Genomic DNA, 14,524 nt, shown 5'->3' on the forward strand with positions numbered 1-14,524 from the left:
CAATGACGACCTTGGGAGACCGCGGGCCATCTATGGACTTCAACCGGGCCGCACGAAACAGAAGGATTTCGCATGACCGCACATCACTTTAACGATTTCGCCGTCACCGACCTTGCGCTCGCCGAATGGGGCCGCAAGGAAATCGCCATCGCCGAGACCGAAATGCCCGGGCTGATGGCGACCCGCGCCGAATTTGGCCCCGCCCAGCCGCTCAAGGGCGCGCGCGTCGCGGGCTCGCTCCACATGACCATCCAGACGGCGGTGCTGATCGAGACCCTGAAGGCGCTCGGCGCCGATGTGCGCTGGGCCTCCTGCAACATCTATTCGACGCAGGACCACGCCGCCGCCGCTATCGCCGCGACCGGCACGCCGGTCTTCGCCAAGAAGGGCGAGAGCCTCGAAGATTATTGGGACTATACCCACAAGATTTTCGAATGGGGCGACGGCGGCTGCCCGAACATGATTCTCGACGACGGCGGCGACGCGACGCTGCTCATCCATCTCGGCCTGCGCGCCGAGCAGGGCGATGTCGCCTTCCTCGACAAGGCGACCAATGAGGAAGAGGAAGTTCTCTTCGCCGCGATCAAGAAGCGGTTGAAGTCCAATCCGGGCTTCTACAAGCGCAACGCCGAGGCGATCAAAGGCGTCACCGAGGAGACGACGACCGGCGTGCATCGCCTTTATACGATGCATAAGGAGGGCAAGCTCCTGTGGCCGGCGATCAACGTCAATGACTCGGTCACGAAGTCGAAATTCGATAATCTCTATGGCTGCCGCGAGTCGCTGGTCGACGGCGTGCGCCGCGCCACCGATGTGATGATGGCCGGCAAGGTCGCCTGCATCGCCGGCTATGGCGATGTCGGCAAGGGCTCGGCGGCCTCGCTGCGCAACGCCGGCTGCCGCGTCATTGTCACCGAAATCGATCCGATCTGCGCGCTGCAGGCGGCGATGGAAGGCTATGAAGTCACGACGATGGAGGAGGCGGCGCCGCGCGCCGACATTTTCTGCACGGCGACCGGCAATGTCGATGTGATCACCATCGAGCATATGCGCGCCATGAAGGACCGCGCGATCGTCTGCAACATCGGCCATTTCGATTCGGAGATTCAGGTCGCCGGCCTGCGTAATCTGAAGTGGCACAATGTGAAGCCGCAGGTCGATGAAATCGAGTTCCAGGACGGCAAGCGCATTCTGCTCTTGGCGGAAGGTCGTCTGGTGAATCTCGGCTGCGCGACTGGCCATCCGTCCTTCGTGATGTCGGCGTCCTTCACCAATCAGACGCTGGCGCAGATCGAATTGTGGACCAAGCAGGGCCAATATGCGGTCGGCGTCTATACGCTGCCCAAGCACCTCGACGAGAAGGTCGCCTCGCTCCATCTCGACAAGATCGGCGTGAAGCTGACGCAGATGACCGACGAGCAGGCGAAATATCTCAACCTGCCGAAGGAAGGCCCGTTCAAGCCGGAACATTACCGCTATTGATGCGAAGACGCGGTCTCGCGCTGTGGCCGGGCTTGTCCCGGCCATCACTCATCTGGTTTTCTTGATCGCCGTCTGCCGCCGCATCATCTCGGCGATATCGGCCTCCTCCTGTTCCTCGCTCCACCAGTCGCGTTCGAGCATTTCGAACATGGCGATTTCTTCCGCTGTCAGCGGATCGCCCTCGATCGCCTGCGAATGCTGCGCGTCGCGCTGGCCCTCGCCTGCGGCTTCGTCGATGGGGGAAGTAGGTTTGACCGCCGGCTTTTCCATGTCGAAACGATAGCACGAAGCGCCGCCGCGCGCATCGGCGCTCTCCGGCCGGCGGGCCTTGCACATCTGAAGCGAGGCCGCTCTTTGCGACGCTTTTTCGCGCCTCACAGATTCCGTTTTGGGCTTTGGCGCTTTAGATTGAAGCTGATTCGCATCCGGCGCGGCGGGCATGGTCCTGCGCGCCGAGGGCTTTCGTCCCCGTCCTGCGTGAGCCGCTTCAGGCGGTGTCGTGATGAGCTCCCTCAACTGACCGTGGAGACCGGTTCTCGTGACGCGCCAAGCCGATCGCCAGCAAGCCGATTGCAAGCAACCCGATCGCCAGCAAGCGGAGCTGTCGTCGCGATGACGGGACGGCGGCGCGCGACCAGAAATTCCGGCGCTTCTCTAGGGTCTCTGCTCCTGTGGCTCAATGCGGCGTCGGCGCGCGCGGCGGGCTTTCTCGACGATCCGCCGATCGAGCCGCAAATCGTCAGCTTCGCCCTGAGCGGCGGCCTGGCGATTTTCGCCGCGGCCATGGCGATCGGCTATCTGCGCGAGCGCGCCCTCTGGCGACGGCGCGACGCCGCCATCAGCGCTGAACTCGACGATTCCCGCGCCCAGCTCGATCGGGCGAAAAACTTCCTTGCCTCCGAGCCACAGATTTTCATCGCCTGGAAGTCGCCCGATGCGGAACCCGACATTCATTCCTCGTCGCTGGTCATGACCGGGGCCGCCGCCGCGCCGCGCCGCATCTTGAATTTCGACGCCTGGCTTGCGCCAAAGGACGCGACGGAGCTGGAAAGCGCGGTCGAGCGTCTGCGCAAGAGCGGCGAAAGCTTCCGCCTCGCGCTCCTTGGCGTCGCCGGACGGCACTTCGACGCCGAAGGGCGGGCGGTCGGCGGCGGCGTCGTGCTGCGCATTCGCGAAGTTTCCGGCGACCGGCTGGAGCTGATCGGCCTGCGCGAGCGCTATGGCGCGGCGCAATCCGAACTTGCCGGACTGCGCGCGATGCTCAAGGCGCTGCCGGCGCCCTTCTGGATTCGCGATGAGGCGGGCGAACTCGTCTTCGTCAATGACGCCTATGCCCAGGCGGTCGAAGCAAAGAGTCCCGAAGACGCCGTCTCCCGCAAATTGGAGCTGCTCGACCAGACAGCGCGCGGCGCCGCCGAAGAGGCCCGCTTGAAGAACAGCGTCTGGCGCGAACGCGTCAACGCCGTGGTCGCCGGCGAACGCCATCAGCTCGATGTGACGCAGGCGGCGGCTTCGGGCGCCGCCGCCGCCATCGCCATCGACCGGCGCGAGATCGAGACGGTGCGCGCCGATCTCGAACGGCAGATGCAATCGCATGTGCGCACGCTCGATCAGCTGCCGACGGCGGTGGCGAGTTTCGATCGCGCGCGCCGGCTGATTTACAGTAACGACGCTTACGCCAAGCTATGGCAGCTCGATCCGAATTTTCTCGACCAACAACCGACCGACGGGCAGATTCTCGATCGGCTGCGCGCCGAGCAGCGCGTCCCGGTCGAATCAGATTACCGGGCGTGGAAAGAACGACTGTTCGAAGCCTATCAGTCGCCGGAGCCTATCCATCACACCTGGCATCTGCCGAATGGCCGGATCATCGACGTCGTCGCGCATCCCAATCCGAAAGGCGGCGTCACTTATCTCTATGACGACGCCACCAAGGCCTATGATCTCGAAACGCGGGTCAATGCGCTGGCCCGCATGCAGAGCGAAACGCTCGACACGCTCCATGAGGGCGTCGCGGTGTTCGGCTCCGACGGGCGCCTGACGTTCAGCAATCCCGCCTTCGCCAGCCTGTGGCGGCTTGATCCCGACGATCTGGCGAAGCGGCCGCGCTTTGAGGCGCTTGCCGCCAAATGTTGCGCGCTTCATCCAGACGAGGCGACATGGGCGGCGCTGCAGGGCTTCGTTACAGGCCTCAATGAAATGCGCGAAGGCTTCAACCGGCGCATCGAACGCAATGACGGCGTCGTCCTCGACTGCGCGGCGCAGCCGCTGCTCGACGGCGCCGCGCTGCTGACCTTCGTCGATGTTTCGGCCGACGTGAATGTCGAACGCGCGCTGACGGATCGCAACAAGGCGTTGCTCGCCGCCGAAAAGCTGCGCAACGACTTCATTCATCACGTCAGCTACGAATTGCGCTCGCCGCTCAACAACATCAACGGCTTCGTGCATCTTCTCGGCGAGTCCTCGACCGGCCCGCTCAATCCGCGTCAGCGCGAATATCTCGGCTATGTGGGCAAATCCTCGGCGGCGCTGCTCGCCATCGTCGACGATATTCTCGATCTCGCGACGATCGACGAAGACGCGATGGAGCTTGAGTTTTCCGACGTCGACGTGGAGGCGACGATGCGCGCGGTGATTGAAGGCGTGCAGGACCGTCTCGTCGAAAATTCGATCGACGTGCAGATCGTCCCGATGGACGATGTTGGAACTTTCCGCGGCGACGCCAAGCGGGTGCGCCAAATTCTGTTCAATCTCCTATCCAACGCCATCGGCTTCTCGCGTCCGGGCCAGACCGTCACGCTCGCCGCGATGCGGCGCGAGAACGACATCGTCTTCAAGGTCACCGATCGCGGGCGCGGAATGTCGCCGGAGATTCTCGAACGCGTATTCGATCGGTTCGCCTCGCACACCGCCGGCTCGCGTCACCGCGGCGTGGGACTGGGCCTCTCCATCGTGCGCGCCTTCATGGAGCTTCACGGCGGCAAGGTCTTCATCGATTCCGCGCCCGGCGAAGGCACGACCGTGACCTGCATTTTTCCTGCGCCTGCCGCGCATGAAGCGGCGAGTCTCGCGGCGGCGCGCGCGGGAGACGCCGAATGAGCGAGGAATCATCGCAAAAATCGGTCTGGCGTCTCGACGTCGGCAGCGAAGCCGAAACGATCGAACTGGCGCGAGAGTTTTCCGCGCTGGTTCGCGCGGGCGACGCCGTCATGCTCTCCGGCGATCTTGGCGCCGGCAAGACGACTTTCGCGCGGGCGCTTATTCGCGCCCTGGTCGAAGACCCGGCGCTCGAGGCGCCAAGCCCGACCTTCACGCTGATGCAGATTTACGAGGGCGCCGGGAATCGCATCGTCCACGCCGACTTCTACCGGCTCGAAGACGCCGCGGAACTTGCAGGTCTTGGCTGGGAAGAGGCGACCGACGAGTCGATCGTGCTCGTCGAATGGGCCGAACGCGCCCGCGAAGCGCTCTCGCCCGATCGGCTAGAAGTGCGGTTGAGCTTCGTCGACGGCGACAACCGCGAGGCGCGGCGTCTGACGATCTCCGGCTACGGCCGCTTCGTCTCGCAGCTTGCGTCCTTCAAGGCGATTCGCGAACTTCTGCGCAAGTCGGGCTGGGCCGGCGCCTCGCGCAGCTTTTTGCAAGGCGACGCCTCGACGCGCGCTTATGAACGCCTCGAACGGCCGGACGGGCGACGCGCCATTCTGATGATCTCGCCGGCGCGGCCCGACGGACCGCCGATTCGCTATGGCAAATCCTACAGCGCCATCGCGCGGCTCGCCGAAAATGTCGTTCCTTTCGTCGCGCTGTCGCAAGCGCTGCGCGGACTGGGACTGTCGGCGCCAGAAGTTTACGCAAAAGACCTCGACTCCGGCCTGCTGATCATCGAGGACCTTGGCGGCGAGGGCGTCGTCGATGAAAACGGCCCCATCGTCGAGCGCTATCTCGAGGCGGCGGCCGCGCTCGCCTTTCTTCACGCGCAGCAATTGCCGGATTCGATCGCGATCGAAGGCTATGGCGATTATCATATCCCGCCCTATGATCTCGACGCGCTGCTGATCGAAGTGGAGTTGCTGGTCGATTGGTATCTGCCGCGCGTGAAGGCGCCGATCTCGTCGGGCGCGCGCGCCATTTTTCTCAATCTCTGGCGCCAGGCGCTCGTCCAAGCGGCGACCGCCGCCCCGACCTGGACGCTGAGGGACTATCACTCTCCCAATCTTTTGTGGCTCGCGCAGCGCGAAGGCTTGGCGCGGATCGGCATGCTCGATTTCCAGGATTGCGTGCTCGGCCATCCCGCCTATGACGTGGCGTCGCTGGGGCAGGACGCCCGCGTCGACGCGCCCGACGATTTGGAGTTGAAGCTGCTCGCCGCTTACGCCAAACTGCGGCGCGACGCCGATCCGGCATTCGACATGGCCGCTTTCGCCAAGGCTTACGCGATCCTGGCGGCGCAGCGCGCAACGAAGATTTTGGGAATTTTCGCGCGGCTCGATCAACGCGACGGCAAGCCGCAATATCTCGCGCATCTTCCGCGCGTTGAATCCTATCTAAGAAAAAGCCTGCGCCATCCGGCGCTGGCGGACGTCAAGGCTTGGTATGAGGCCAGCATCCCCGGCTTGTTTCCAGACGCCTGATCGGCCGACGCCTGCGCCGAGCGTCGCGATGGTGTTCGCGGCCGGGCTTGGGACGCGCATGCGGCCGCTGACCGAGGCGACGCCGAAGCCGCTGGTTCGCGTCGCCGGCCGCACGCTCATCGACCGTGCGCTCGACGAATTCGAGCGAGCCGGCGTCGAAACGGCGATCGTCAATGTCCATCATCTCGCCGATCAGATCGAGGCGCACCTCGCGCGGCGCGCAAGCCCGCGCATCGTCATTTCCGACGAGCGCGGACTATTGCTCGATCAGGGCGGCGGCATAAAAAAGGCGCTTCCGCTGATCGGCGACGATCCTTTCTTCGTCTGCAACACCGACGCCTTCTGGGTCGACGCCGCGCGCTCCAACATTCTCGCGCTCGCCGAGGCCTTCGACGCCGACAGGATGGATGCGGCGCTGCTGCTCGCGCCGACGATTGGCAGCGTCGGAGTCGACTGGGACGGCGATTTCGATCTTGACGCCGAGGGGCGCATCGTCCGGCGCGATGGCGCCAAACCCTATGTCTACGCCGGCGTTGGACTGATAAAGCCGCAGCTCTTCGCCGGCGTCGCGGACGACGTCTTCAAGCTCGCGCCGTTCTTTTTTGACGCCGCCGGCAAGGGACGGCTCCATGGGGTCGTCTCCAGCGGTCTGTGGCTTCACGTCGGCACGATCGCTGCGATCGATGAAGCCGAACGGGCGATCGCGGCGCGCCGGGGCTGAAGGCGATGACAGCGCGCCGGCGCAATCTTTTCACCATCGCGCCAGGCGCGCCGTTTCTGAAGACCTTCGTTCGCGCTCTGCTCGATGGCGAGATCGTTCCGGCGCTGTCGCGCGAGACGCCGCCGCTGACGATGGCCCGCGCCACGATCTATGTGCCGACGCAACGCGCGGCGCGCGCGCTCGCGGCCGAATTCGCACAGGCGCTGAATCAACGCGCCACGCTGCTGCCGCGCATTCTGCCGCTCGGCGCCTTGGAGGAGCGCGAGAACGCCGCGCTGTTCGGCGCTGACTTTGATATCGACGCCGACGCGCCGCTCGCCGCGCCGATCGAAGAGCTGGAGCGGCGCCTGCTTCTGTCGCAGCTGATTTTGCAATGGGCGGAAGCCCTGGGACGCGCGATCATCACGATCGATCCGACCGGCGCGCCTAATCTGCACGAGAGCGAGCCGCTGCTGGTCGCATCGACGCCATCGGCGGCCTATGCGCTTGCCGCCGACCTTGGCGCGCTGATCGACGAATTGCACATTGAAGACGTTTCAGCGGATGCCTTCGAGACGCTGAGCGACGACGCCTACAGCGATTTCTGGGCGATCACCACGCGATTTCTGCGGATCGCTCTGCATGAATGGCCGCGGATTCTGTTTGAGCGTGGGCGCATCGACGCCAGCGCCTATCAAAAGCGCCTCATCGAAGCGCAGATCGCGGCGCTCACCCGCGCGCCGCCGCCTGCGCCGGTGATCGCGCTGGGTTCGACCGGCGCGCAACCGGCGACGGCGCGGCTGCTTGCCGCCATCGCCGCGCTCGACAATGGCGCGGTGGTACTGCCGGGCCTCGATCAGTCGATGAGCGAAGAAGCCTGGGCGAGCGTTGGCCAAACTGACCATGCCGGAGAACCGGCCTTCACCCATCCGCAAACGATGTTGAAGCGCCTGCTCGCCGCGATGGGCGTCGCGCGCGACGAGCCGCGCGAACTCGCGCGCCTGACCCCAGCGCTATTGGCGCGGCGGTCGTTCGTGTCGCAAGCCATGGCGCCGGCGCAGGCGACTTCCGCATGGCGCGATTATCAGGCGGCGGAGAGCGTCGTCTTCGCGTCGGCGCTGGAAGGCGTGATTTCGCTCGAAGCGCCCGACGAACGGCTGGAAGCTTTTACGCTCGCGCTGTTCATGCGCGAAGCGCTGGAGACGACCGGCCGCACCGCGGCGCTGGTCACGCCGGATCGGCTTATCGCGCGGCGCGTCGGCGCCGAGTTGCGGCGCTTCGATATCGAAATCGATGATTCCGGCGGCATGCCATTGGCGCGGACATCAATCGGCGCGCTGGCGCGGCTCCTCGCGGCGATCGGATCGGATGGCGCCGGCGCCGTCAATGTCGCGGCGTTGCTTGCGCATCCGCTGGCGGCGCTGGGGCTGTCGCGCGCGCGCGTCGCCGCGCTCGCGCCGCTGATCGAGATCGGCGCGTTGCGCGTCTTCAATGAGCCTGACGGGCGTTGGGCGTCGCGCGTCGCCCCGGCGCGCGAATTGGCGCGGGCGAAGCACGCGCATCCGGCGGCGCGCCGCATTACGGACGACGAATGGCGCGAAATCGAAGACGCCTTCACGCGCCTCGACGCCGCTTTCGCGCCATTTGCCGCTTTGGCGTCGACGTCCTCCCTCGCGGATCGCGCCCGCGCGCATCGCGCCGCGCTCGACTCGGTGATCGCCGGCATCGAAGAGCTTGATGAAGAAGGCGCCTCGGCGCTGTTCGAACTCTTCGACCGGCTCGCGCGCGCCGAGGCGCCGCCGGGGTTTGACGCGCATAATTATGCGGCGTTGTTCGATCGACTGCTTTCCGAGACGATGCTGCGCGGTCCAAGGCGTGCGCATCCGCGGTTAAAAATTCTCGGGCCACTGGAAGCGCGGCTCATCGACGCCGATCTTATCCTGCTCGCCGGACTGGACGAAGGCATATGGCCGCCGCAGACCGACACGGGCGCCTTTCTCAATCGCTCGATGCGCGCGCAGCTCGGCCTGATGGCGCCGGAGCGGCGCATCGGTCAGAGCGCCCATGATTTTATCATGGCGCTCGGCGCGCAGCGCGTCGTCTTGAGCCGCGCGATCAAGCGCGACGGTTCGCCGACGGTTCCCTCGCGGTTCATCGCGCGTCTCGCGGCGCTCGCCGGCGACGCCTTTAAAGATTGCAAGACGCGCGGCGACGCCATGCTCGCCGTCGCCGCGGCGCTGGATCGGCCAAAGGAGACGACATCGATCGAACGACCGCAGCCGCGCCCCGCTCTCGCGCTGCGCCCGCAACGCTTGAGCGTCACCCGCATCGAACGCCTCCGTCGCGATCCTTATGCGATTTTCGCCGAATATATTCTCAAACTCACGCCGCTGGCGCCGATCGGCAGGGAGGCCGGCGCACGGGAAATCGGCATGGCGATTCATGACGCGCTTGCCGAATTCGTGACGCGCAATCCGCGCGGCGCGCTCCCTCATGACGCGCGCGGCGTGTTGCTCAGTCTCGCGCGCGAGAAGCTCGACGTCTTCATGGCCGACCCCTCTTTCGCAAGCTTCCAATGGCCGCGCATCGAGGCCGGGCTCGATCATGCGCTCGGCTTCGAACAGGCGCGGCGCGCGCGCGGCTGTGAGATCCATGTCGAAATTTCTGGCGAGATGGCGCTGACGCTCTCCGACGAAAGTCTGTTTCGCGTGACCGCGATCGCCGATCGCATAGAGGTCGACGGAGAGGGGGACGCTTATGTCTTCGATTACAAAACCGGCGCGCCGCCGACCAACAAGCAGGTGAAGGTCGGCTGGTCGCCGCAGCTGACGTTGGAGGCGGCGATGATTGAAGCTGGCGCCTTCGCAGAGGTTGGCGCGCGGCATGTCGTCGGGGCCGCCTATATCGGACTGGGCAAGGGTGGCAAGACACAATGGCTCGAATGGAAAGATGCGAGTTTCGCCGACATCGTCGCGACGCATCGCGCGCAGCTCCATGAGCTCCTGTCGCAGTTTCGCGAAGAGTCGATGCCCTATGCATCGCGGCCGCATCCGGCCTTCCTCCGCGATGTCGGCGACTATGATCACCTCGCGCGTGTAAAGGAATGGATGCGCGGCGGCGGGGAGGAGGCATGAGCGAGCGTCCGGTCGGCGGCCTGACGATCAAACATCAGCAAACCGCCTCCGATCCTTTCGCGTCGGCCTGGGTTTCGGCGCATGCCGGGTCGGGCAAGACCCATGTCTTGGCGCAGCGGGTGTTGCGGCTGCTGCTCGCCGGCGCGCGGCCGTCGCAAATTCTCTGCCTCACTTACACCAAGGCCGCCGCCGCCAATATGGGGTCGCGGGTCTTCGACAGGCTCGCGCGCTGGGCGACCCTCGATGACGCTGCGCTCGCCAAAGAGATCACTGAGTTGGGTGCGACAACCGAGTCGCGCATTGATCTTGATTCCGCGCGACGACTTTTCGCCCGCGCCGTCGAGACGCCTGGCGGACTCAAAATCCAGACGATTCACGCCTTCTGCGAGAAGCTGCTGCACATCTTTCCGTTAGAGGCCAATGTTCCGGCGTCCTTCCGCGTCGTCGATGATCTTGAGCGCGCCGAGCTGATCGACGCCGCGCGCCGCCGCGCGCTCGCCGCCGCGACGCGAGATCGTGGACCCTTGCGCGACGCGCTGGAGTGCGTCGCCCGCGAGGCTTCGGCGGCGGGCTTCGACGCGCTCTGCCAGGAATTGCTGCAACATCGCCAGAAAATCTCGCGCATGCGCGAGCAGGACGATTACGAGGCGAGAGTTTTCGCCGCGGTCGGTCTGCGCCCCGATGAAACGCTCGCGCGGATCGAAGCCGCGATCATCGACGAGGGCGAACCGCCGGCGGCATGGTCCGCGCTCGCCAAAGCGCTGCGCGGCGGTTCGCCGAACGACCGCAAGCTCGCCGATTCGCTTGACGCCGCCTTCGCGCTGGCGCCGCATCCAAATTGTATCGACGACTATCTTTGCGCCTTCTTCACGAAGGATGGCGAACCGCGCGGCGTCGGAAAAACAAAAATCGTCACGAGCGCTCTCGCCAAGCGCGAACCGCAGCTTCTCGCGCGCGTGGAGGCCGAGCGCGACCGGCTCATTGCGCTCGTCGAAAAACGCAAGGCTGTCGCCGTCGCCGAGCGGTCCCTGGCGCTTCATGCGCTCGGCGACGCCATCCTCGCAGAATATGAGCACGCCAAAAGGCGGCGAGGGCTGCTCGACTATGACGATCTGATCGAAGGCGCGCGGCGCCTGCTCCATCGTTCGAGCCCGTCATGGGTGCTCTACAAGCTCGACGCGCAGATCGATCACATATTGCTCGACGAGGCGCAGGATACGAGTGCGGCGCAATGGGATATTTTGGCGACGATCGCCGATGAATTCTGCGCCGGCGCCGGCGCTCGCGAAGCGAGGCGCGGACCGCCGCGCAGTTTCTTTGCGGTCGGCGACGAGAAACAGTCGATCTTTTCGTTTCAAGGCGCGGCGCCGGAAAGATTCGAGGCGATGCGGCGCGAATTTCGGGCGCGATTCGAACGCGCCGAGCGACGCTTCGAAGCAGTGACGCTGACCCAGTCCTTTCGTTCGGCGCCGGGCGTGCTGCAAGCCGTGGACGAAATTTTCGCGCTTGAAACAAATCGTCTCGGCCTCAGTTTCGATCCGCAGGAGCCGGCGCCAAAACATGAGGCGTGGAAATCCGACGTCGCCGCGCTTATCGAAATCTGGGAGCCGATCGGCCCGGAAAAAGCGTCGGACCCGAGCGACTGGCGTCTGCCGCTCGACTATGCCGACGCAAGCGACCCCAATGAGCAGCTGGCGCAAAGGCTCGCGCGCAAGATCAAAGCGCTGCTTGCGCCCGAAAACGGCGAATGCGTCGAGGATCGCCGCGCATTGCGTCCCATCAAAGCCGGCGACATATTGATTCTCGTGCGCAAACGCGGCCCGCTGTTCGAGGCGATCATTCGCGCCTTAAAGAGCGAACATATCGCCGTCGCCGGCGCCGACCGGCTCAATCTCGCCGATCACATCGCCGTGCATGATCTTATCGCGCTCGGACGCGCGGCGCGGCTGCCGCAGGACGATCTGACATTGGCGAGCGTATTGAAGTCGCCGTTCTTCGGTTTCGACGACGACGATCTCATCGCGCTCGCGCCGGGCCGGCGCGCGTCGCTTATCGAAGCGCTCGCCGAGTCGGAAGACCCGCTTTGCCGCGCCGCCGCCGAGCGGCTCCAGCGCTTGCGGGGCGACGCTGCCGAGCGCGCGCCCTTTGATTTCTACAGCCATGTTCTCGGCTCGGATGGCGGACGCGCGCAGCTTGTCGCAAGACTTGGCGGCGAAGCCGAAGACGCGATCGACGAATTTTTAAAACTCGCCGCGAGTTTCGAACGCGAACAGCCGCCCTCGCTCGCAAAGTTTCTGGCGATGGCCGAGTCGCTCGATCTCTCGATCAAGCGCGATATGGAGTCGGCCGGCGGCGCGGTGCGGGTGATGACCGCTCATGCAGCGAAGGGCTTGGAGGCGAAAATCGTCTTTCTGCCCGACACCTGCGGCGCGCCTTCGGGAAAGCACGATCCCAAGCTTTATGTGTTCGGCGCCGAGGATGAAGCGGTTCTTCTCTGGTCGCTCGGCGTGGACGGCGATCCCGCCGCGCTGAAAAAGGCGCGCGATGCGCATCGGCGGGGCGAAAGCGAGGAAAGCCAGCGCCTGCTCTATGTCGCGCTGACGCGGGCCGAGGAGCGCCTCTATATTTGCGGCGCCCATGGCGTGAGAGGGCGCGCCGAGGGTTGCTGGCACGACGCCATTCGTCTGGCGCTCGAACCAAGCTGCGAGATTGTTCCCGACCCTCTCAATCCCGCGTCGACCATTCTACGACGCAGCGCCGTCTTGCCGCGATTTGGTCTTGCGAGAGAGGAGCAGGCGCCTGTCGACGTCGACCTTCCCGCTTTCGCCACGACAAAGGCGAAACGCGAAGACGCGCCGGCGCCGCCGCTGCGTCCGTCGAGCGCGCTTGCCGGCGCCGACGCGATCGACTTCGCTAGTCAGAGTCCGGCGAAAGCTGACCAGGCGGAGCGATTGCTGCGCGGACGACTGGTTCACGCGCTGTTGCAGCATCTGCCCGCCTGCGCGCCGGATCATCGGCGAGAGGCGGCGCGGCGTTTTATTTTAGCGCGCGGCGCTTTCCTGAACGAAGACGTACGGACGGCGCTGGCGCAGGCGGCGCTCGCCATCATCGGCGACCCGCGGCTTGCGCCGCTCTTTGGACCGGACTCGAGTCCGGAGGTCGACATTGTCGCGAAGCTGGAGATTGGCGCGGTCGTCTCGGGCCGCATCGACCGGGTCGCGGAAACGGCGAGCGAAGCGCTGATCGCCGAATTCAAGACGGGACGGCCGCGCGGAAAAATCGAAGACGCGCATCTGCGTCAGCTCGCCCTCTACCGCGCCGCGGTGGCGCCGCTCTTCCCAGGCAAGCGGCTGCGCTGCTTTTTGATCTATACGCAAAACGCCAGCGTGTTTGAGGCCGAGGAGACGGCGCTGACCGCCGCGCTCGACGGCGAATTCGCGACCGCCTGAATCTAAGCCGGCTGATCGGGTCCGACGCGACGGCGCCAGAAGTCCAGCAACAAGGGGCAAAGCGTCATGACGATCGGTCCAAGGAAGATGCCCGATGCGCCGAAAAATTGCAGGCCGCCAAGCATCGCGATGAAGGCCGGCACGGTGTGCAGCCGCATGCTGTCGCCGATCAGCAACGGTCGCACCAGATTGTCGACGCTGGCGATCACCACGCCGCCCCACAGACCGAGAATGAGAGCTGCGGCCCAGCGGCCCTCGATCAAAAGATAGATCGTCGCCGGGATCCAGATGACGAAGGAGCCGAGCACCGGCACGATCGACACGAGCCCCATGATCAGGCCCCACAGCGCCGGCGAGTTCAAGTCGAGCGCCCAGAACATGAAACCGCCGAGCAGGCCCTGCAAGGCCGCGACGGCGAGCGTTCCGAAAATGATCGCATGAACCGTATCGCGCACGCGCACGATGATCTTGCCGGTCTCGAGATTGGAAAAGGGCGACAGCCGCGCCACCATCTGTAGCGCCGCCGCGCGGTCGCGCAACAGAAAGAAGAGCAGATAGAAGGCGAGCAGCGTGGTGATCACTTGACCCGTCGAGGCGCGCAAGAAATTCGCGGCGAGATTGGTGAGGAAGGCGCCGACCTGCGAGAAAATCGACTGAAGATCGAATTTGCGCTCGAACCAATGTTGCAGGCTGGCGAGCCAGGGATGCGCCTTGAGCATCATTCGCCAATCGCCTTCCTGCGCCGCTTGCTGGACATAGGCGACGCCCGACGCGGCCTCGCTGACGATCCGTTCGATCACGAGCAGCAGCGGGCCGACGACGACAAGCCCGATGATCAGAATCGAGACGCCGGCCGCAAACGAGCGCGGCAGGATGCGCTCCAGCAGATGGTGCGGACGAATGAACAGAACCGCGAGCACGAGCGCCCAGGTGAGCGCCGGCAGAAAGGGCGCGGCGACCAGCAGCGCGCCGACGATAAAGGCAAGCGTGACGGCCAGTCTCGCAAGCACAAAAACGTCGATCGAGACCTTCTGCTCCTGATCGGCCAGCGCCGACGCTTCCAGCTCCTCGTGCATTTTTCGCCTCGCCGTTGCGTTCCGCCAATAAACAGGGCGCAACGCGCGC

Annotated in this window: 8 protein-coding genes; 6 read left to right on the plus strand and 2 right to left on the minus strand. The window is 65.0% G+C overall.

The features are described 5' to 3' along the window. The first annotated feature begins 72 nt into the window (after positions 1 to 72). The gene (ahcY, locus tag U1E20_RS13345) at positions 73 to 1,482 is read left to right on the plus strand and encodes an adenosylhomocysteinase (protein WP_409981115.1); all 1,410 of its coding nucleotides are present in this window, start codon (positions 73 to 75) and stop codon (positions 1,480 to 1,482) included. Positions 1,483 to 1,530: 48 nt separating this feature from the next. On the opposite strand, the gene U1E20_RS13350 is transcribed toward ahcY, so the two are convergent. Beyond that, the gene (locus tag U1E20_RS13350; protein WP_409981116.1) at positions 1,531 to 1,818 is read right to left on the minus strand and encodes a hypothetical protein; all 288 of its coding nucleotides are present in this window, start codon (positions 1,816 to 1,818) and stop codon (positions 1,531 to 1,533) included. A 276-nt stretch (positions 1,819 to 2,094) separates the two neighbouring features. Here U1E20_RS13350 and U1E20_RS13355 point away from each other — a divergent pair, with 276 nt between their 5' ends. The 5 genes from U1E20_RS13355 to addA are packed head-to-tail and all read left to right on the plus strand — an operon-like array spanning position 2,095 to position 13,399. After that, a complete protein-coding gene (locus U1E20_RS13355) occupies positions 2,095 to 4,581 on the plus strand; it encodes an ATP-binding protein (protein ID WP_409981117.1) in 2,487 nt (828 codons plus the stop codon). Continuing rightward, positions 4,578 to 6,116, plus strand: a complete 1,539-nt coding sequence (gene tsaE, locus U1E20_RS13360) for a tRNA (adenosine(37)-N6)-threonylcarbamoyltransferase complex ATPase subunit type 1 TsaE (protein WP_409981118.1) — start codon at positions 4,578 to 4,580, stop codon at positions 6,114 to 6,116. The genes U1E20_RS13355 and tsaE overlap by 4 nt, the downstream gene beginning before the upstream one ends. A 28-nt stretch (positions 6,117 to 6,144) precedes the next feature. Next, on the plus strand, positions 6,145 to 6,837 hold the full coding sequence (locus U1E20_RS13365) for a nucleotidyltransferase family protein (protein WP_409981119.1): 693 nt from the start codon (positions 6,145 to 6,147) through the stop codon (positions 6,835 to 6,837). A 5-nt stretch (positions 6,838 to 6,842) separates the two neighbouring features. Then, entirely contained in the window at positions 6,843 to 9,950 is a 3,108-nt protein-coding gene (gene addB, locus U1E20_RS13370) for a double-strand break repair protein AddB (RefSeq protein WP_409981120.1), read from the plus strand. Next, a complete protein-coding gene (gene addA / locus U1E20_RS13375) occupies positions 9,947 to 13,399 on the plus strand; it encodes a double-strand break repair helicase AddA (protein ID WP_409981121.1) in 3,453 nt (1,150 codons plus the stop codon). Before addB ends, addA begins: the two co-directional genes overlap by 4 nt. A 2-nt stretch (positions 13,400 to 13,401) precedes the next feature. Here the strand turns inward: addA and U1E20_RS13380 are convergent, their stop codons facing one another. Then, positions 13,402 to 14,475 carry an AI-2E family transporter gene (locus tag U1E20_RS13380; RefSeq protein WP_409981122.1) on the minus strand — a complete coding sequence of 358 codons (1,074 nt, stop codon included), beginning with the start codon at positions 14,473 to 14,475 and terminating at the stop codon, positions 13,402 to 13,404. Positions 14,476 to 14,524: the final 49 nt, after the last annotated feature.

This window comes from Methylocystis sp. (genome assembly GCF_046349115.1).
Classification (GTDB): domain Bacteria; phylum Pseudomonadota; class Alphaproteobacteria; order Rhizobiales; family Beijerinckiaceae; genus Methylocystis.

Bases quoted from the DNA above. Each gene is read 5' to 3' on its own strand.
- U1E20_RS13380 (WP_409981122.1), bottom strand. From the start codon at position 14,475: ATGCACGAGGAGCTGGAAGCGTCGGCGCTGGCCGATCAGGAGCAGAAG.
- U1E20_RS13355 (WP_409981117.1), top strand. From the start codon at position 2,095: ATGACGGGACGGCGGCGCGCGACCAGAAATTCCGGCGCTTCTCTAGGG.
- tsaE (WP_409981118.1), top strand. From the start codon at position 4,578: ATGAGCGAGGAATCATCGCAAAAATCGGTCTGGCGTCTCGACGTCGGC.
- U1E20_RS13350 (WP_409981116.1), bottom strand. From the start codon at position 1,818: ATGTGCAAGGCCCGCCGGCCGGAGAGCGCCGATGCGCGCGGCGGCGCT.
- addA (WP_409981121.1), top strand. From the start codon at position 9,947: ATGAGCGAGCGTCCGGTCGGCGGCCTGACGATCAAACATCAGCAAACC.
- U1E20_RS13365 (WP_409981119.1), top strand. From the start codon at position 6,145: ATGGTGTTCGCGGCCGGGCTTGGGACGCGCATGCGGCCGCTGACCGAG.
- ahcY (WP_409981115.1), top strand. From the start codon at position 73: ATGACCGCACATCACTTTAACGATTTCGCCGTCACCGACCTTGCGCTC.
- addB (WP_409981120.1), top strand. From the start codon at position 6,843: ATGACAGCGCGCCGGCGCAATCTTTTCACCATCGCGCCAGGCGCGCCG.